General features: G+C 46.7%; 18 protein-coding genes. 13 read left to right on the top strand and 5 right to left on the bottom strand.

From position 1 onward, the window contains the following. Window positions 1-25: 25 nt before the first annotated feature. From AC0YNT_RS02555 to AC0YNT_RS02540, 4 genes are all read left to right on the top strand, one after another. Window positions 26-1,705: a GAF domain-containing sensor histidine kinase gene (locus AC0YNT_RS02555; protein ID WP_475803184.1), complete on the top strand. Its 1,680-nt coding sequence runs from the start codon at window positions 26-28 to the stop codon at window positions 1,703-1,705. Beyond that, window positions 1,702-2,376 (top strand): response regulator, encoded by a 675-nt coding sequence (locus AC0YNT_RS02550; RefSeq protein ID WP_475803183.1) that lies wholly within the window; start codon window positions 1,702-1,704, stop codon window positions 2,374-2,376. The genes AC0YNT_RS02555 and AC0YNT_RS02550 overlap by 4 nt, the downstream gene beginning before the upstream one ends. A gap of 139 nt (window positions 2,377-2,515) precedes the next feature. Then, the gene (locus AC0YNT_RS02545) at window positions 2,516-3,139 is read left to right on the top strand and encodes an FMN-dependent NADH-azoreductase (protein ID WP_475803182.1); all 624 of its coding nucleotides are present in this window, start codon (window positions 2,516-2,518) and stop codon (window positions 3,137-3,139) included. A gap of 172 nt (window positions 3,140-3,311) precedes the next feature. Beyond that, a complete protein-coding gene (locus AC0YNT_RS02540; RefSeq protein WP_475803181.1) occupies window positions 3,312-3,479 on the top strand; it encodes a hypothetical protein in 168 nt (55 codons plus the stop codon). A 45-nt stretch (window positions 3,480-3,524) separates the two neighbouring features. Here the strand turns inward: AC0YNT_RS02540 and AC0YNT_RS02535 are convergent, their stop codons facing one another. Further along, window positions 3,525-4,379, bottom strand: a complete 855-nt coding sequence (locus AC0YNT_RS02535; RefSeq protein ID WP_475803180.1) for an AraC family transcriptional regulator — start codon at window positions 4,377-4,379, stop codon at window positions 3,525-3,527. 165 nt (window positions 4,380-4,544) lie between these two features. Here AC0YNT_RS02535 and AC0YNT_RS02530 point away from each other — a divergent pair, with 165 nt between their 5' ends. From AC0YNT_RS02530 to AC0YNT_RS02515, 4 genes are all read left to right on the top strand, one after another. After that, the gene (locus AC0YNT_RS02530; RefSeq protein ID WP_475803179.1) at window positions 4,545-5,618 is read left to right on the top strand and encodes a Gfo/Idh/MocA family protein; all 1,074 of its coding nucleotides are present in this window, start codon (window positions 4,545-4,547) and stop codon (window positions 5,616-5,618) included. A gap of 13 nt (window positions 5,619-5,631) precedes the next feature. Next, complete coding sequence (locus AC0YNT_RS02525; protein WP_475803178.1) at window positions 5,632-6,459, top strand: sugar phosphate isomerase/epimerase family protein; 828 nt, start codon at window positions 5,632-5,634, stop codon at window positions 6,457-6,459. 625 nt (window positions 6,460-7,084) lie between these two features. Next, window positions 7,085-7,669, top strand: coding sequence for a C40 family peptidase (locus AC0YNT_RS02520; protein ID WP_475803177.1), 585 nt, complete (start codon window positions 7,085-7,087; stop codon window positions 7,667-7,669). Window positions 7,670-7,886: 217 nt separating this feature from the next. After that, window positions 7,887-9,008 (top strand): FAD-dependent monooxygenase, encoded by a 1,122-nt coding sequence (locus AC0YNT_RS02515; protein WP_475803176.1) that lies wholly within the window; start codon window positions 7,887-7,889, stop codon window positions 9,006-9,008. 172 nt (window positions 9,009-9,180) lie between these two features. Here AC0YNT_RS02515 and AC0YNT_RS02510 read toward each other — a convergent pair whose 3' ends face one another. Further along, window positions 9,181-9,390, bottom strand: a complete 210-nt coding sequence (locus tag AC0YNT_RS02510) for an H-type small acid-soluble spore protein (RefSeq protein ID WP_167279478.1) — start codon at window positions 9,388-9,390, stop codon at window positions 9,181-9,183. 169 nt (window positions 9,391-9,559) lie between these two features. On the opposite strand from AC0YNT_RS02510, the gene AC0YNT_RS02505 reads away from it, so the two are divergent. After that, window positions 9,560-10,696, top strand: coding sequence for a serine hydrolase domain-containing protein (locus AC0YNT_RS02505; RefSeq protein ID WP_475803175.1), 1,137 nt, complete (start codon window positions 9,560-9,562; stop codon window positions 10,694-10,696). Between the two features lie 135 nt (window positions 10,697-10,831). On the opposite strand, the gene AC0YNT_RS02500 is transcribed toward AC0YNT_RS02505, so the two are convergent. After that, entirely contained in the window at window positions 10,832-11,062 is a 231-nt protein-coding gene (locus AC0YNT_RS02500) for a hypothetical protein (RefSeq protein WP_475803174.1), read from the bottom strand. 587 nt (window positions 11,063-11,649) lie between these two features. Between AC0YNT_RS02500 and AC0YNT_RS02495 the strand changes: the two genes are divergently transcribed. Genes AC0YNT_RS02495 through AC0YNT_RS02480 form a run of 4 tightly spaced genes read left to right on the top strand, consistent with a single transcriptional unit; the run spans window position 11,650 to window position 15,615 of the window. Beyond that, window positions 11,650-12,807 carry a Gfo/Idh/MocA family protein gene (locus AC0YNT_RS02495; protein WP_208420404.1) on the top strand — a complete coding sequence of 386 codons (1,158 nt, stop codon included), beginning with the start codon at window positions 11,650-11,652 and terminating at the stop codon, window positions 12,805-12,807. Between the two features lie 15 nt (window positions 12,808-12,822). Continuing rightward, window positions 12,823-13,896, top strand: coding sequence for a Gfo/Idh/MocA family protein (locus AC0YNT_RS02490; RefSeq protein ID WP_167279481.1), 1,074 nt, complete (start codon window positions 12,823-12,825; stop codon window positions 13,894-13,896). Window positions 13,897-13,925: 29 nt separating this feature from the next. Next, entirely contained in the window at window positions 13,926-14,789 is an 864-nt protein-coding gene (locus tag AC0YNT_RS02485; RefSeq protein WP_475803173.1) for a sugar phosphate isomerase/epimerase family protein, read from the top strand. A gap of 1 nt (window position 14,790) precedes the next feature. Then, the gene (locus AC0YNT_RS02480) at window positions 14,791-15,615 is read left to right on the top strand and encodes an AraC family transcriptional regulator (protein WP_475803172.1); all 825 of its coding nucleotides are present in this window, start codon (window positions 14,791-14,793) and stop codon (window positions 15,613-15,615) included. 197 nt (window positions 15,616-15,812) lie between these two features. On the opposite strand, the gene AC0YNT_RS02475 is transcribed toward AC0YNT_RS02480, so the two are convergent. Together AC0YNT_RS02475 and AC0YNT_RS02470 are read right to left on the bottom strand one after the other, a co-directional pair. Beyond that, window positions 15,813-16,847: a sensor histidine kinase gene (locus AC0YNT_RS02475; protein ID WP_475803171.1), complete on the bottom strand. Its 1,035-nt coding sequence runs from the start codon at window positions 16,845-16,847 to the stop codon at window positions 15,813-15,815. Beyond that, window positions 16,844-17,557: a response regulator transcription factor gene (locus tag AC0YNT_RS02470; RefSeq protein ID WP_475803170.1), complete on the bottom strand. Its 714-nt coding sequence runs from the start codon at window positions 17,555-17,557 to the stop codon at window positions 16,844-16,846. The genes AC0YNT_RS02475 and AC0YNT_RS02470 overlap by 4 nt, the downstream gene beginning before the upstream one ends. Window positions 17,558-17,651 lie beyond the last annotated feature (94 nt).

The following is a 17,651-nucleotide window of genomic DNA, read 5'->3' as shown; positions in this document are numbered from 1 at the left end:
GGTCGTAGAAGAGGAGGGATGCCGGATGCCAAGGGAAATTCGGGAGAGCGAGCTCGCTGCGCTTAAGGAAATCGCAGAAATGCTCAACATGACCAATGATATGGATCAAATGTTGAATGATGTGTTAGCGAAGCTGCTTGAAGTGACTGATTTTACGACAGGCTGGATTTTCTTAATTGATGATGATGTGCCTGGAAATACTTGCGCGGCCCATCATAACCTGCCTCCCGCTTTAACGGTCGGCAATTATGCGCTTATGTGCGGGGAAGACTGCTGGTGTGTGGAGCGTTATCGCCAACTTAAGCTTACCCATGCTGTTAATATTATTGAATGCAAAAGAATTAACTATTCAGTTACTCATCAATTGGGCAGTACGGAAGGTATTACCCATCATGCGACTGTACCACTTAAGGCAGGCAAAGACCGGTTCGGACTGCTGAATGTTGCGCAGGCTGGCAAGGAACAATTCAGCGAGGAAGAGCTTGCTCTGCTGCAGGCTATCGCCCTTCAGATTGGAACAGCGATAAATCGGATTCGTCTGTATCAGGCGCAAGAACAGAATGCGATGCTATATGCAAAGCTTGGAGATGTGATTCAGCAGATTAACGGTGTTCAGGATATTAATCAGCTGCCGATCAAGGCGGTACAATATATTGGAGACGCCTTCGGCTGGCCGAATGTCTCCTTATTTATGTTTGACGGGCAGCAGTTATCACTTAGGGCTTTATATTCTAATGGAAAAGTGACAAAGGAATGGCAGTCACTCGCCACTGAGTCTGCTGGTCTTGTCAGCTTGGCTCTGCGGGACAATCGTTTGGTTACTGAATCGTCTTGTATCGAAGGCGGTTTGTTAAACAGTGTTGGTATTCCGCCTTATCGTTCGGCAGCAGCTATTCCGCTGCGTGTCCGCAGCCGTACGATTGGCGTGATGTTCATCAGCAGTCCGGATCAGCGGCAATTTGATGGGCTTAATGAAGACTTTATGTATTCACTTGGTGACCATTTTACATTAGGTGTAGAGAATTTGCGGGTGTATGAGCATCGGAGCGAGCTTGCCCGCATGGAGGAACGGAACAGGATGGCGCGTGATCTTCATGATTCTGTTGTACAGAAGGTATTCTCTTTATCTTTCCTTGCGAAAGGAGCGGAGACCATCCTTGCTGGGAAGGATCCCGTTGTGCAGAAGTCTCTTCTTGAAATTCAGCAGCTCTCGCAGGAGGCGCTGAAGGAGATGCGCACTCTCATTTGGCAGCTTCATCCGGCAGGCCTCGAGAATGGACTTGTGCCAGCGCTCAAGCAATATGGGCAAGGGCTTAACTTAACGGTTTATGACCGGACGGACGGGGTGAAGGAGCTCCCTCGTGCAATTGAAGAAGCGTTCTGGCGGATCGGTCAGGAAGCCTTAAATAATGTTCGGAAGCATTCCGGGACAGAGACTGCTTATATACGGCTCAATAAGCAGCAGGATGGGGCAGCGGTGCTGGAGGTTAAGGATGAAGGAGCTGGTTTTCAAGTAGATCGGAAAAAAGGACGTCAAACGATGGGGATGCGTTCTATGCGGGAGCGGGCAGAAACGCTTGGCGGCTCCTTAACGATTACAAGCGGCAGAGGGAAAGCAACCATTGTTAGAGCGATTATTCCGCTTGAATCGGTGCAGGCGCATTGCGCAGAAGAGAAGGGAAGCAGCGGTGATTACTTATTATGAAAATCAAAATTTTGCTTGCAGATGATCATCAAATCGTTTTAAAAGGAATCTCATTCTTTCTTTCGATGCAGCCAGATTTCGAATTGGTCGGGGAAGCACATAACGGGCAGGAAGCCGTGGAAAAGGCGGCAGAGCTTCAGCCGGATATCGTCCTAATGGATCTGAATATGCCGATTATGGACGGGATTGAGGCAAGCGCCTTAATTAAGGAGCAGCATCCGCATATCAAAGTGCTGGTGTTGACTAGTTTTTCTGATCAAAGCCATATCGTTCCTGCCCTTCAAACCGGTGCGATCGGCTATATGTTAAAGGATGTGGAGCCAGATCAGCTTGCCGAGGCGATACGAAGCGCCTACAAAGGGAATATCCAGCTGCATCCGGATATATCACGTGCTCTGCTTAGCCGTCCGGAGCCGGAGGCAAGAACGGAGCCGGTCAGACAGCCGATGAAAGACAAATCGCTTGATGCACTGACGCCAAGGGAGCTTGAGGTGCTGGAGCTGCTTACGAAAGGGCAAAGCAATAAGGATATTGCGCAGACGCTTATTGTCGCCGAAAAGACGGTTAAGACGCATGTAAGCAGCATATTAAGCAAGCTGGAATTAACAGATCGTACGCAGGCAGCGCTGTTTGCAGCACCATTGTTTCAAGATAAGGGGCAAATGGCATAAAGGGTCTACGCCAAAAGTCGTAAGACCAGCTCAGAACTATTTTCCGCCTAATTGCCGATGTTGGCAGGGTTAAATCTCTATAAAATAAAGGTAGTTACAAAAAGTTACTGCAAATTATTTTATGGAGGGAATTAAAAAGATGAGTACTGTACTGTTCGTAAAAGCAAATGACCGTGGAGATCAAGCTGTCAGCGTTAAGCTGTATGACGCTTTCTTGGCTAGCTATAAAGCAACTCACCCGCAAGACACTATTATTGAGCTGGACCTGTTCAAACAAGAGCTTCCTTACCTGAATGCTAACCTGATCAACGGTGGCTTCAAAGCAGCTCAAGGCATGGAGCTGACTGCTGAAGAGCAAACAGCTGTAAGCATTGCAGACAAATACCTGGATCAATTTATTGCTGCTGATAAAGTAGTGTTTGGCTTCCCGCTTTGGAACTTCACTGTTCCAGCTGTACTGCACACTTACATTGACTACTTGAACCGTGCAGGCAAAACATTCAAATATACAGCAGAAGGTCCAGTTGGTCTTCAAGGCGACAAAAAAGTTGCTTTGCTGAACGCTCGCGGCGGTGTATATTCTGAAGGTCCATTTGCTGCAGCAGAAATGTCCCTTAACTATGTTAAGAACATCATGGGCTTCTTCGGCGTAACGAACTTAGAAACGGTTATCGTTGAAGGGCATAACCAATTCAGCGACAAAGCAGAAGCGATTATTGCTGAAGGCGTAGCAAAAGCTGAGCAAGTGGCAGTAGGCTTCTAATTTTATCAATATGTGTAAATAAATGAATATAAAGTCCCGTATTTGCCTTGAGAAAAGGGTGGAATACGGGACTTTTTTCTTGGTTTACGACAAATTTTGACAAATCTATTGGTGCGGAAGTACAATAGGACTCTAGTGTACAACATGATGCATTTGACGGAGATGGTAGCAGATGGACAGACAGTTTTTTGCGGAGATGAGAAAGATCAGCCATGAGGACGAGCTTAGATCTAAACTGCTGATGCATGGTGTGAAGCGGATTCTGGAGGAGAAGCAGGAGAAGCGGAAGCGGGGCTTGTTCGGTTTTATAAGAAGAAAAGAAGAGAAGCATCTTATCTAAGATGTTTATATGATGCAGCCAGGCATAGATGCCTGGCTTATTTTTTTATTGGTGACGATGGGTGGTTTTTTGACGGTATATACTAGGCGAGCAGTTTAGAAATCTTTTGAATTGCTTATTAAATGTGCTGAGGGAAGGAAAACCGCTTTCCTCACTAATTTCAAGGATACTCAGATTACTGTTAACGAGAAGATCCATGGCTGCATGGACTCGAATTCGGCTGAGAAATACATGGGGAGTTAAGCCGGTAAGCTGCCGGAACAAAGTATGGAAAGAGGATCTCTTTAAGCCCGATGCTTCCAGCGCTTGCTCAGTCGTAATAGGTTCTTGATATTGAGCTAAAAAGACTTGTACGCCCTTTAGCGCAGACGCCATATCCGAGGCACGGCGATGGTCAGAATATTCGGGAACACGCAAGTTGTATATATCGCAAACCGTGATCAGAATTTGAATAAAAGAGGCATATTGCTTGGCTCTCCATCCCGGCAGCTGCTGATCGGAGGCCGTTAGAGCTTCGGCGATGCAACCGCGAATGGCTAAAGCAGCTTCTGTACTGGCATCGATGCAAGGAGACATCGTATCCACCCAGGAATAAAAAGGAACAATCAGCAAATCTCCATCGGGCACGTTCCTTACGGCAGAACTATGGAATAGAAGCATCTGACAATCATAACTTTCTCCTTCATAACTGAAGCACCAATGCGGCTCGAAAGGGCGCAGCAGAAATACATCCCCTTCTTTTCCTTCATATTCTCTGGAACCAATCCGGTACTTCACGCGATTTCTCGTAATGACGCCTATCTCCAGACAATCATGAATATGAAGCTCATGTTGTGTCCAAGCCCCGGTAAATGAACTGAAGGAAAAGGGCTGCTCAAGCCTGATGGATTCGAAAAACATAATAAGTTCCCCTTTTTAAGGCAGCATCGATAATTCACTTCACTATAGCATATTTGAATTTTGCCAGGCTGGACAAAATGAGGAGTTTCGAGCAGGGTTTGGCAAGACCGCCCGCTTCCTCGTGACTATACTGTATTTTGAGAACAGGTACAGGAGGTCATTATATTGCGTTTTTATATTATCGGATCAGGTGTAATTGCGAGGACACATGTTCAGGCCATTTATAGCATGAAAGGCAGTATGAATTCTATAGCTTTGAGAATAGCGGACGTTAATCCTGAGGCTCTGAAAGCTTTTATTCAAGAGTATCCAGAGGCGGAGCCGTATACGGATCCGGAAGTTATGCTTGCCGAGCCTTCACTGCCGGATGACATCGTTATTATTGCAACTCCTCCGTTTACGCACAAGAATCTTGTCCTGCAGGCATTGGCATCGGGAAGACATGTACTGTGCGAGAAGCCGCTTGCGATGAATGTAGAGGAAGCGGAGGAAATGACAGCAGCTGCAGAGCAGGCAGGCGTTCTTCTAGCATGCTGCAGCATGCGCTTTTTGGGCAGTGAAATCATTAAGAAAGTAAGAGGGCTTTTGCAGGACGGGAAAATTGGGGAGTTGTACCAGGTCAGCTTTATTCAGAAAGTAAGAAGGGGGCGTTCCGGAATTGAATACCAGGCGCAAAGCAGGTGGTTTTTGGACCGCAGCAGGGCTGGAGGAGGAACACTGTTTGATTGGGGACCATATGATTTTGCTTTGTTAAATGAACTTCTGCAGTGGAAGACCATTGAGGTTAAGGGAGCATGGGCAGCTGCGCCTCGAACTCAGGCCGACCCGAAGGTCTTGATGGACGTGGAGTTCCATGTAGGTGCCAGCATAAAAGCAGCCTGTCCATACGGAGAGTCTTATTGGATCAACTATGAGCGTTCATCCTGCACCCATGGGGAAGAGATGAAGCTTTTACAGCTAGAGGGCACAAAAGGGGCGATCAGCTTTTCTCCTTATTGGGGAGGCAATGAAATTCGCTTGACGGTCGATCGGGATGGTCAGCCTGTGGAAACAATCATCACTGTAGAAGAGAGCACTCCGATTGATCCGATGCATAAGCCGATTATTTTCTTCACGAAGGCAGTATTAGGACAGGAATCGCCAGCTCTATTGCAGTCTGAAGCGTTGTTTGTATACAAGGTGATGAACAGTTTATACGAAGCAGCTTTAAACGGAGGAAATGCCATCATTAAACGATAAGGAGAGTATTTAAATGAATATCTTTGGAATTTCTACTAATCTTTTTGGCTGGAGCGAAAAGTACAAAACAGAAGGTAAAGTGTGGAGATTGGAGCAAGTCTTTCGCGAATGTGAGGAATCCGGTTTCAATGCTGTTGAGGGAGTGCCTACAAGAGAGATTTTGGAAGCTATAAAAGGAACCTCGCTCCGAGTATCCTCAGGGTATGTTGGTGTTGAACTGCATAAGCCCATGGAGGAACTCAGGCTAGAATCGGTTCGGTCAGCCGCAAAGCTGCTGTCGGCCGCGGGAGCTCGTGATCTAATTGTCAATGCCGATCCGAAAGGAAGCTGGGCAAATCCGGAGCTAAAAACAGAGGATGAGTTGAAACGTCAAGGCGAAAATTTGAGCTTTATAGCTGAGCTTGCAAGAAATTATGGGCTGAGGACTTCATTCCACAACCATGCGGAAACCTATCCGTTATGCATGGGCGACCTTCGATCGGTTATCGAATATGCATCTGATGATGTTCTCTTATGCGTGGACACGGCTTGGGCGCATGCTTCGGGCATTAATCCCGTTGAATGGATTCGCAACTATCATGACAGAATAGGTTCCTTGCATATAAGAAACGCCTTTGGTTCGGTTCCTACCGAAGATTTGCTCGAAGGAGAGCTTTCTATTCCTGAGATTGTCGCTGCGCTCAATGAAATAAGTTACGAGGGATGGTTGACCCTTGAATTATGGCATCGCGAGGACACTCATGCAGTAAGAAGCATGAAGGAGGATTCGCAGCGTTCGATCAAGCTGCTGCGTCAGTGCATAAGCAGGAGTCGGAATTTGGCCAGCCGCAAATTTAGCTGAATTGAAAGGCATTTCAAGTAATGATTCGGAATTGCTTTGCACGCGTGCCATCGTGGAGAAGCATCGTAGTATTATAGAGCGAACAAACTTGTCGCAGGACCAGAAGAACATCTATACAACGGAAGTCGCATAAACTGCGGCTTTTTATTTTTTGTATAGATGTTATTGTCGTTTGCTCAAGCCAAGAACATCTTACAAAGCCATATACATAACCGTGAGCCACAAAAATAAATAACCGGTTCATTTTGGAACGAAACCCCATATTAAAAAACTTTAACGAGCTAATCCCCTTATGTAAAGTCGCATTAGAGTAACGCCATAATTCGATAAATAGTAAACCTTATATCCCCTTTCCTAAATTAATTATAGGATTACATTCAAAAATAAAATATATTACTTTTAAATTAATCTTTTTTATTCATTAATATGCTTATTTATTTGATTTTTTTTCTTTTTAGGAGAAAAAAGGATTAATAAAAGAATATTTATTTTTCAGGTTTGCAATCGAATTGGTAACTTTTATTGGCTGACTTGCCCAGTAGAAAGTCTTTAGTATAAAAGTGCCAAACAAAACTTGATCTGGCAGCTTATACTCGCACAAACACATACTGGGAGGAATACATACATGACTAAAAAAACAATTTTTAAAAAAGGGATTATCACTCTTGCCGGCGTCATTGCATTATCCGGAGTTGTACAAGCACCTGCATTTGGAGTAACTACTCCTAAAGTCGAAGCAGCATCTACTGTCCAGAGCACGCAGCTCAGTAAATTGATTACAAAAGGCAAAACTCAGCTTGGTGTCAAATGGCGCAGCGGCGTACAAAAGGCCGGCTACGGTTTTGACTGCTCAAACTTTACTTCCTGGGTATACAGCAGCACGCTCGGAATCAAGTTCTCCAGCGCTTCGCGCACACAACGTTACAGCAGCAGCATCGGCAAGCAAGTCATCCTAGATTCCAAAAATAAATATAAAAATTTAAAGGTTGGAGATCTGCTGTTCTTTAAAAACTCGGCTGATCCCGGTGACGGAACATTAAACCGCTCGACAAGTGGAGGCGGTGGTCACGTCGGAATTTATGCTGGCGTCGTAAATGGCAAGCATTATGTCCTTCAGTGCGGCGGTGGACGAGCAAAGGTAACCTACGAGCCAATGGAAGGCACATGGTTTGCATCTTCACTGGTTTACGCGAAAAGAATTGTGAATTAATACTGGAAAACGACAAGAACATATATACAAAGGAAGTCGCATAAACTGCGGCTTTTTTTGTGTATATGTTTTTTTTGTCGTCTGCCCATCAGTTTTTTGCGGTCGCCTGGCTCTGCACGAGCTATTTATATTCTGTTTATATAACTGTTTTAATCTATACAACATCATCAGAAATATTGTGGATCATAGATAAATTTACGAAATGAGGAAATTTAATATGAAAAATATACTAATTAGCGGGGCTAGTTTCGCGGGCCTCTCAACAGCTTACTGGATGAAGAAGTTGGGCTATAACGTCACCGTTGTTGAGATCGCCAAAGGTCTCAAAAAAGGCGGCACTCCTGTAAATATCCGCGGAAATACGATCGACATCGTAAAGCGTATGGGGCTGTTCGACCAAATCCAGTCGAATAGAATAATCATGGAATCGATGGAATTCAAAAATTCCGATGATGTAACTGAAAGATTAGAGATCATTCAAAATGACAGTGAGCAGCCCGCGGAAGATGAATACGAAATCGAGCGAAATGTATTGCTGAATATGATGTTCGAAGCAGTCAAAGATGATGTCGAGTTTCTTTTCGGCGAAAGCATAACATCGTTGAAGGAAGAAAGTAATGGCGTCGACGTAGCTTTCAAAGGGGGGCAAAAGCGCTCGTTTGACCTCGTATTTGGCTGCGATGGTATTCAATCGGCAGTCAGAAAATATTGCTTTGGTGAGGAGGAGGGATTTTCACATTTCCTTAAAACTTATTTCTCTATTACGATCGTGAATAAGTCGTTGATCCGGGAGAATACAACACAGATGTACAATGAGTCGGGCAAGGCAGTCTTCCTGAACGCCTACAACAATAAAACCGATATCGTCCTCTGTTTCTATTCGGAGAAGGAAATCCCTTACGACTACCGAAACGAAGAACAGCAGCGGAATATCATTTTGGATCAGTTTTCAGGGGTAGGCTGGCGAACGCCGGAATTGCTGGAAGAAGTGAAGAACTCGAAAACCTTTTACTTTGACAAGCTGTGCCAAATGAAAATGCCGTCATGGACAAAAGGCAGAGTAGCGCTAGTTGGTGATGCTGGATACTGCGCCTCTCCGGCTGCTGGTATGGGAGGATCGCTGGCAATAGATGGAGCGGCCGCCTTGGCTGATGCTTTTCAAAAATGCGATGGTGATTTTGAACTTGCGTTCCAAGAATACAATACGATTTTCCGTCCTTTCATCGAGGAGGTGCAAGCGAGCGCAGCAAAATTTGGCGTAGAGTTTCTTGTCCCACGAACGGAAGAAGCCATTCGCGAAAGAAATTCGCAACCACCATCCGACATTGGACATACCTAAGCAAACGGAGAATGATATTTGAATAGCCAAACGAAACAAAGCTGCCGGTCGCATGATCGGCAGCTTTATTTTGTTAATGTACATATTAATGCAACAAATTAGGAAACGATTATTAGTGGAGAATAATAAAACGGCAGCTGATCACAGGAACAGCAGCCGTTTCGGAGGCGTCCTACATAAACGGTGTATCAAACTCGTCGTTGAATTCTTCCGTTAGCACGTCGACCGGCACCGTCTGCTCCTCGTCCGGTCTATCTAGCGGATGAATTCTTGCCGTACCGGCTCCTAGGTTAACATGCTCGATAAACACAGGAACACCAAAGTAAGACACGATTAACATTTCTGGAGAATCGGCGATCTCCTTCGCTCTATACGCTTCCACGATGTCATCACCTCATATAAAGTGTTTACAGAGCCTCTGTTGTTTATCCGCGTGCCTGAATAGAACTGACCACTGGCTTGATATCATCAACACAATGGAGGGATAGTTTGCAGGAACGGTTTCCCTGTACAATAATGGAAGGGAAACCTTTAGTAGAGGATGAGAAATTATGGACTTCACACCGCTGTCCCGGTTTATCGATCGCATCACCGTCTGGCGCATTCCGTGGGCGGAAGTGCTTGTTATGCATCGCAATGAGACGGTTTTCCGCTACCGGGCGGGATACGCCGATCTGGAAGCGAAGACCCCGATTGACGAGGATAGTATTATTTACCTCTATTCGCTTACGAAATTACTGACATGCACGGCTGCACTTCAACTGGTTGAAAAGGGAGCGATTCTGCTCGGCGATCCTATCTCCTCCTATCTGCCAGAGTTCACTGAAATGATGGTGCAAAAGAAGCAGTCGGACGATGGAGATACAACAGAGTTGTCGGAGCGTCCAATCACGATTCGCGACCTGTTCACAATGACTGCCGGCTTCTCCTACGACATTGCGTCCCCTTCCATACGGGAGGCAGTGGAACGCACGAACGGCAGGTTGGCGACCCGCGAATTTGCTGTAGCCCTCGCCAAGGAGCCGCTGCTGTTCGAGCCGGGGACCCGGTGGAACTACAGTCTGTGCCATGACGTTCTTGCAGCACTTGTTGAGGAGGTCGATGGAAGGCGGTTCAGTTCATACGTGCACGAAGAAATTACTGGACCGCTAGGTATGCTCGATACTTGCTTCAACCTGTCAGAAGCGCAACAAAGCCGTCTTGTTCCGCAATATGAATACAATGATGAGCTTGGCAAGGCCGTTCGTATGGACGGGGACTGGTACCGCATCGGTACAGAATTCGAGAGCGGCGGGGCCGGCTTACTGTCAACCGTAAGCGATTATTCGCTTTTCCTGAACATGTTGACCAATCGAGGTACAAGCCCGGAAGGCGTGTGTATCTTGTCAACTGCCAGCGTTGATCTGATGAGGACTGACCATCTGACCGAGAACACGCGAAGCGACTATAACTGGGAGCATCACGCCGGTTATGGTTATGGGCTTGGCGTAAGAACCCATATTTCTAAAGCGGGCAGCGGCTCCCTGTCACCGCTCGGCGAATTCGGCTGGAGCGGGGCGGCCGGCTGCTTCGCGATCATCGATCCCGATTCGCAGTTGACCGTCATGTATGCGCAGCATTTGGTGAACAATCAGGAGCCCTACGTACATCCTCGATTAAAAAACATCGTGTACTCGTGTTTGTCATAAGGCAGCCGGACAGTCAGAGGTAATATGTTAGCAAGGAACGATAGTTTAGAAACATAAAAATGGCAGCTGATCTGAGGATCTGCTGCCATTTCTATGTTTCCACCGTCCTCGGCGTCGCGGGGATTCTGACAGAGTTCAAATCCCCGTACGATACTTACGTTCGCTGGAGGAATCCTGTTTCGTACGGCTCTTGTTCTTCTCATCCTGCTGCCCGATGGTCTGGTCCTCGCCCGGGATCGGATCAACCGTACGCTCGCTGGCGAACCTGTCGAACAAGCTTTCTTTTTCCGTCGGAATGCCCTCCGGATTATCGCGCTTGCCTTGCTGCTGTCGTCGGCGGTCGGCGCTTCGTTCGAATGGCTTCATCGCTGTCACCTCACAAGTAGATTGTATATCTACTTACCCATATTCCCGTCTACCTTAAACCTTGTGAAATTGCGAAATTTGCTGTTAGATGAAATTAATGAAAAGCGCGAGGGTGATAATCATGAATCAATTAGAAGCTGCAAACTGCATTCAGTGAAGCGATGTCAGTTTTATTAAAGCAGTTAGCAGAAACAAGTAAGGATGAGGGAATCCAAGACTATAGTAAGGCAATCCTATTTTACTCAGATAAATTGGATCAGATATGGGATTGAAGTTAAAAAGACGTGAAACGGAGAAAAAAACTTGGAGCTTTCGGAGCGGGAGCGCTCGCCTTTGTTCCTGTATTTTAACTGTGAAAGTTAAATACAAGTGTATTCAAAAACAACAGCGGCCGAAGCCCGGAGCTTTATTACAGTGTCCATAGGCTTGTTCATGAAGAGTATTTAACTGTGATATCTTCCAACTCAGAACAACCACAGTTAAATGAAGTCCATTATTGGCTCATTAGAATCAAGCGCTTACATAGCTCACGTGCTAGAATGAAGGAAGAGATTCCTTATTTCATCAAGCATGGAGAGGGTGTAATTATGGTACGTATCGGTATCGTTGGATTAGGAAATATGGGAACGGGGCATGCCCGTTATTTGATTACAGGAGGCGTCAAAGGAGCTGAGTTGACGGCAGTATCCGATGTTCGTCCGGAGCGTTTGGCAGAAGTGAAGGAAGAATGGGGCGATCATATTCAAGGCTTCCTCAGCCCGCAGGAACTGTTCGAGTCCGGAGCGGTAGACGGCGTCATTATTTGCACACCACATTATGATCATCCAGAGCAGGCGATCGCAGCATTAAACGCAGGTCTTCATGTATTGATCGAGAAGCCGGCTGGTGTGTACACACGTGCGGTTCGCGAAATGAATGAAGCAGCAGCGCAAAGCGGCAAAGTCTTCAGCATCATGTACAATCAGCGTACGAATCCGCTGTATGCGAAGCTTAAAGAGCTGATTGCATCCGGTGAACTAGGCGAAGTGCGCCGTACAAACTGGATTATTACAGACTGGTACCGTTCGCAAAGCTACTATAACTCTGGCGGCTGGCGTGCAACTTGGGCCGGCGAAGGCGGCGGCGTCCTTATTAACCAAGATCCACATCAGCTCGATCTGTGGCAATGGACAACAGGTCTTATGCCAAAACGCGTCCGTGCGTTCTGCCAATTCGGCAAGCACCGTGATATTGAAGTGGAGAATGATGTTACGGCTTACGTTGAATATGAGAACGGTGCTACTGGCGTATTCGTAACTTCTACGTTCGAGGCGCCGGGTACAAACCGGTTCGAAATTTCGGGCGACCGCGGCAAAATCGTTATCGAAGATAATAAACTAACCTTCCATCGTCTGCGTGTATCGGAGACGGAATTTAATAATACCTTCACGGGCGGCTTTGGCTCACCGGAATGCTGGAAGTTCGATATTCCAATTAGCAACGGCGGCGGCAGCCATATGGAAATTACCCAAAACTGGGCAGATGCGATTAACAAAGGAACAGCACTTATTGCTCCTGGCGAAGAGGGAATTAAAGGCCTGATGATCTCGAACGCGATGCTGCTCTCTACTTGGACAGACAGCTGGGTAGATCTGCCGATTGACGAAGAGTTGTTCTATAACAAGCTGCAAGAGCAAATCGCGAAATCCGAATCGAAGAAAAATGCAAATGAATACCATACGCTTGATGTTACAGGTACTCATTAATCAGGAGGTCAAATCATGTCTTCATCTAATGGAATGAATTATGCGCCGCAAGGTAAACCACGTCCTGTTGTTACACAAGGCGAGTTCATCTTCGCTGCGATGTCGCTTGACCACGGACATATATATGGCATGTGTAACGGCCTTCGCGAAGCGGGCGGTACTCTGAAATGGGTCTACGATCCAGATCCTGCTAAGGTAGAAGTATTCTGCCGTACGTATCCGGAGGTGCAAGTAGCGTTTTCTCAGGAACAAATCCTGCAGGATAATGAAGTCATGCTGGTGGCTGCGGCGGCAGTAACGAACGAGCGCGGACCGCTTGGTGTGAAAGTCATGCAGCACGGCAAGCATTATTTCACAGATAAAGCACCGTTCACAACGCTTGATCAATTGGCCGATGCCAAGAAGACAGCTGCAGAGACAGCTAAAAAATATTCGGTCTATTACAGTGAACGTCTGCATGTTGAAAGCGCTGAATTTGCAGGACAGCTTATTAAAGACGGTGCAATTGGCCGTGTGCTGCAAGTTATTGGATTAGGGCCACACCGCCTGAATGCGCATATGCGTCCGGATTGGTTTTTCAAAAAAGAACAGTACGGCGGTATCCTGTGTGATATCGGCAGTCATCAGATTGAGCAATTCCTGTATTATGCCGGCTGCAAAGACGCTACAGTCCAGCACAGCAAAGTAGCTAACTATAATAATAAGCAATACCCAGAGCTTGAGGATTATGGGGATGCTAACCTTATCGGAGATAACGGGGCTACGAACTACTTCCGTGTTGACTGGTTTACACCAGATGGCTTGTCTACCTGGGGTGATGGCAGAACAATGATTCTTGGTACCAACGGTTATATCGAACTCCGCAAATACGTGGATATCGCGAGAAGTAACACGGGAGACCATCTGTTCCTGGTAAATGGCGAAGGTGAACATAAGATTGAAGTGAAGGACCAAGTAGGCTTCCCTTACTTTGGAGCACTCATTCTTGATATATTGAACGGAACGGATCTGGCAATGCCGCAGGAGCATACATTCAAAGCAGCCGAACTATGCCTTGAGGCGCAAAGACAAGCTATACGGGTCGAATAGAACAACCATTAGCGAAAGAGGGTTCTTATATGAAACTGTCTATCTTCACAGTCGCAACACCTGAGCTGACGCCGGAGGAATTAGTAAGCGTTGCACGCGAAGCCGGAATTGATGGTATTGAATGGCGATATAAAGAAGCGCCAGAAAATGCAGCAGAGCAAAAGCCATCCTTCTGGGGCAACAACCTGTGTACACTGCTTCCTTCAGGAGGCGAAGCGATGGTTGATCGTTTCCGTGAAGCAGCAGCTTCGCAGGGCTTAAGCTCGATCAGCGTAACGCCTTATTTGACAGCTGGTGATTTGGAAGCAACCGAAGATGTGCTTCGTGCGGCTAAGCGTATGGGTGCGAAGTTTATCCGCCTTGGTGTTCCTGGTTATGACCGTTCCCGATCTTTTGGTGAGCTGTTCACGCTGACTCGTCAATATTTGAAGGATTCGGAAGCCCTTTGTCGTCAGTACGGCATTAAAGGCTTGGTCGAGACTCATCATCAGACGATTGCGCCAAGCGCATCGGCAGCTTACCGCTTGGTAGAAGGGCTTGATCCTTCCTTTATCGGCGTCTTATTTGATCCGGGCAACATGGTGCATGAAGGGTTCGAGAACTACCGGATGGGAATGGAGCTTCTTGGTCCTTACCTTGCACATGTACATGTTAAAAATGCAGGTTTCGTAACAGACGGAATAGCCGAGGACGGAAGCACACGCTGGAAGTCGGAATGGAGCGGTGTTAAGGAAGGCGTCGTGCCTTGGAAACAGGTTATCGCCGATCTGAAGGCAGTAGGTTACGACGGTTACCTTGGTGTAGAAGACTTTAGCGGACAGTTCCCGGAAACGCAGCAAATGCTAAAACATTTTGTCCAATATATGCAAGAGCTGCTGCAAGCCGAGGCTTAATATGCTGGATTTGCATTACTGGTCGGACCAGCCGATGGAGCCGTTTTTTCACTCACATATGTTCTACGAGGTTTATTATTTCCACGGTGGCAAATGCAACTATTTGATCGGCGACCAGATTTATGAGCTTGCCCCAGGTGATCTGATTATTATGTACGGCATGACGCTTCATTGCGCCAAGACAGACCCAACGGTTGAATATATCCGTTCGATTATTCATTTTGAGCCAACTATGCTCCAGCCTTATCTCGAACTGCCTCATGCTCGGAATGTTCTTCAGCCGTTTCAACAGCTCAACAATTACAGGCTGCGGCTGCGGGGTGAGGATAAGGCAGAGGTTGAGCGAATTCTGGCAAGGATGAATGAATATCAGAAGCGCGGGGATACGATTGGTGAAAATCGGCTGCGACTGGCGTTTGTTGATTTGCTGTACTTCATTCTCGATCTCTGTGAGCAGCCGCTTCTTCATCGGAACAGACAGGAATACAGCTCCGAGAAGGAAGCGACCGTACAACGAATTATTTCGGTGCTGGAGGAGCGTTATACCGAGGATATTAATATGGAACAGCTGGAGGAACAGCTTCATCTTAGTAAGTCGTATCTATCCAAGCTGTTTAAGGAAGTCACCGGTGTAACGATCTTTCATTTTATTTATAGAAGGCGAATTAACGAAGCCAAAATCTTATTCCTCATGCAGCCTGAACTAACGGTTACGGAGGTGTGTTTCCGTCTTGGCTTCAAGCATCTGGCCCATTTCAGCCGGCTGTTCAAGCAGTATGCGGGCATGACACCTGAACAGTTCCGGAAGCGGGAACCGATTTTGTGAATGTGAAAAATCTCTGGCGTTGTTGCCTCTTCGTGAGAGTACAACGACATAAAAATGAAAAAGAACCTTGATAAATCAAGGTTCTTTTTTATTTTTATGTATTGTAGAATGCGTTCTACGTAGACTCGATCCGATGACAACCAATTTAGCCGTAATAGGTGATTTGAAAGAAAGGGGTCAGTGTGAAGTTGAGCTTTTTAACCCCGGACCAACGTGACCTTAAACACACTTCCTAATTCGGAACTCGTCTCCAGTTCAACGGTCCCCTCGAAAAATGCAAGCAAATGGCGGACAATCGAAAGACCAAGCCCCGCCCCGCCATTCCTACGTGCCCGTGACGAGTCGATTCGATAAAACCGCTCAAAAACCAGTTCCCTGGACGGAGGGGATATTCCCTTCCCCGTGTCTGAAACCCGAACCGCAATTCGTCCATTTTCATGCAAAACCTGCAGCGTAACGTTCCCATTTGGCCGATTATACCGGATGGCGTTGTCCAACAGGTTTCGAAAGACCAGGAATAAGAAGCTTTCTTCCCCCTTAACCAAAGCAGTGCAGGGCTCCATTAGATGAAGCGTCACCCCGTATTTGACTGCCATCGGTTCCATAAATGATTTTGCATCTGCGAGAATGTTGGCTAGCTCTATAACCTTGTGCTCACTTTGCGTCTGATCGTACGTGCCGTCAGCCAGCAGCAGCAAATCCTCCGTTAATGACTCTAGTCGTGAAAGCGTTCGTTCCGTTGTCGCCCTGTAATCTCTCCAATCGCTTGGATCAATGCCATCGCCATCGCCAGCCACTTCAAGATTCGTGCGCAGAATGGAGAGCGGCGTTCTTAATTCATGCGCAGCCGCGGAAACGAAACGAGCCTGTTGTTTAAAAGAGTGTTCCAGCCCATCCATCATCGTATTAAATACGACCCCGAGCTTCTTCAATTCGTCATGTAGCTGGTCAATTTCGAGACGTTTATGCAGGGTGGTTGCCGTTATTCCAGCGGCTGTTTCGCTCATCCGTTTCACAGGCTTCAGGATAATCACGGCGAGCCAGTGCGAACTGAGAATCATGCCTGTTAGAACGACAACTAAGCTTATGATTCGCCCCTGCAACTCGGATACAATTTTGAAAACGGAGAAAAAAGACTCTATAGCCACATATAAAGTAATCAATATCGCCAAAAAAAGAATAGAAAACAGCGTTACTCTTGCACGCAGCGAAAGCCGGTTCCATGGTTTCATGTCGTGCCCTCTTTCTTTGCAGGTGTGCGTAGAGCCCATTTATACCCATAACCTTGAACGGTCTGAATATAACGATCTCCTGCCTCTGGATCATGATACGAGAGCTTTCTGCGCAAGGAATTGATGTGAACCCGGACCGTTGAGGAAAGGGGATCCGCATGGATATCCCAAACATGTTCGAGAAGCCGTTCTGACGAAATGACCTCGCCGGGATGCAACATCAGATATTCGAGCAATCCGAATTCTTTTTTCGTCAATGAAATTAGAGCATTCTCGAACCAGACTTCCCTTGTCTTCGAATCAAGGGTGAGCTGATCGAACTGCAGAATGGTGCTTTTCACCGACGAGCTCCGGCGAAGGAGCGCCCGGATGCGGGCAAGCAATTCATTAAACACAAAGGGTTTACGGAGGTAGTCATCCGCGCCCGAATCGAGCCCTTCTTCTACTTCATCCGGATGGCTGCGCGCTGTCAGCATGAGAATAAAAACATCGTTGTTGTGCGAGGACTGGCGAATTCGTTGACAAAGTGAAATGCCATCCAGCTCCGGAAGATTGATATCGAGGAGAATCACGTCATAATCATTGGTATCCGCGAGCTCCCACCCGGTTAGTCCGTCAACAGCGATGTCCACTGCGTAACCTTCCCGCCTTAAACCCTTGGCTAATGCACGTGAAAGATCCTCCTCATCTTCAACAATGAGGATTCGCATAGTACCACTCCTTCCTTCCAAGACAATGAGAATAGATTATCACACATTTTTTCGCGAAACGAGGAAAATCATGAAGTCTTTCGGAGCTTCACTT

The organism is Paenibacillus sp. J22R56 (genome assembly GCF_056269375.1).
Note: the sequence above shows the minus strand (reverse complement) of the source record. Positions and strands in the feature narration are given on the sequence as shown.

What these genes read in the sequence shown, in the direction of transcription:
- AC0YNT_RS02555 (WP_475803184.1), top strand. Translation starts at nt 26, where the DNA reads ATGCCAAGGGAAATTCGGGAGAGCGAGCTCGCTGCGCTTAAGGAAATC.
- AC0YNT_RS02550 (WP_475803183.1), top strand. Translation starts at nt 1,702, where the DNA reads ATGAAAATCAAAATTTTGCTTGCAGATGATCATCAAATCGTTTTAAAA.
- AC0YNT_RS02545 (WP_475803182.1), top strand. Translation starts at nt 2,516, where the DNA reads ATGAGTACTGTACTGTTCGTAAAAGCAAATGACCGTGGAGATCAAGCT.
- AC0YNT_RS02540 (WP_475803181.1), top strand. Translation starts at nt 3,312, where the DNA reads ATGGACAGACAGTTTTTTGCGGAGATGAGAAAGATCAGCCATGAGGAC.
- AC0YNT_RS02535 (WP_475803180.1), bottom strand. Translation starts at nt 4,379, where the DNA reads ATGTTTTTCGAATCCATCAGGCTTGAGCAGCCCTTTTCCTTCAGTTCA.
- AC0YNT_RS02525 (WP_475803178.1), top strand. Translation starts at nt 5,632, where the DNA reads ATGAATATCTTTGGAATTTCTACTAATCTTTTTGGCTGGAGCGAAAAG.
- AC0YNT_RS02520 (WP_475803177.1), top strand. Translation starts at nt 7,085, where the DNA reads ATGACTAAAAAAACAATTTTTAAAAAAGGGATTATCACTCTTGCCGGC.
- AC0YNT_RS02515 (WP_475803176.1), top strand. Translation starts at nt 7,887, where the DNA reads ATGAAAAATATACTAATTAGCGGGGCTAGTTTCGCGGGCCTCTCAACA.
- AC0YNT_RS02505 (WP_475803175.1), top strand. Translation starts at nt 9,560, where the DNA reads ATGGACTTCACACCGCTGTCCCGGTTTATCGATCGCATCACCGTCTGG.
- AC0YNT_RS02500 (WP_475803174.1), bottom strand. Translation starts at nt 11,062, where the DNA reads ATGAAGCCATTCGAACGAAGCGCCGACCGCCGACGACAGCAGCAAGGC.
- AC0YNT_RS02495 (WP_208420404.1), top strand. Translation starts at nt 11,650, where the DNA reads ATGGTACGTATCGGTATCGTTGGATTAGGAAATATGGGAACGGGGCAT.
- AC0YNT_RS02490 (WP_167279481.1), top strand. Translation starts at nt 12,823, where the DNA reads ATGTCTTCATCTAATGGAATGAATTATGCGCCGCAAGGTAAACCACGT.
- AC0YNT_RS02485 (WP_475803173.1), top strand. Translation starts at nt 13,926, where the DNA reads ATGAAACTGTCTATCTTCACAGTCGCAACACCTGAGCTGACGCCGGAG.
- AC0YNT_RS02480 (WP_475803172.1), top strand. Translation starts at nt 14,791, where the DNA reads ATGCTGGATTTGCATTACTGGTCGGACCAGCCGATGGAGCCGTTTTTT.
- AC0YNT_RS02475 (WP_475803171.1), bottom strand. Translation starts at nt 16,847, where the DNA reads ATGAAACCATGGAACCGGCTTTCGCTGCGTGCAAGAGTAACGCTGTTT.
- AC0YNT_RS02470 (WP_475803170.1), bottom strand. Translation starts at nt 17,557, where the DNA reads ATGCGAATCCTCATTGTTGAAGATGAGGAGGATCTTTCACGTGCATTA.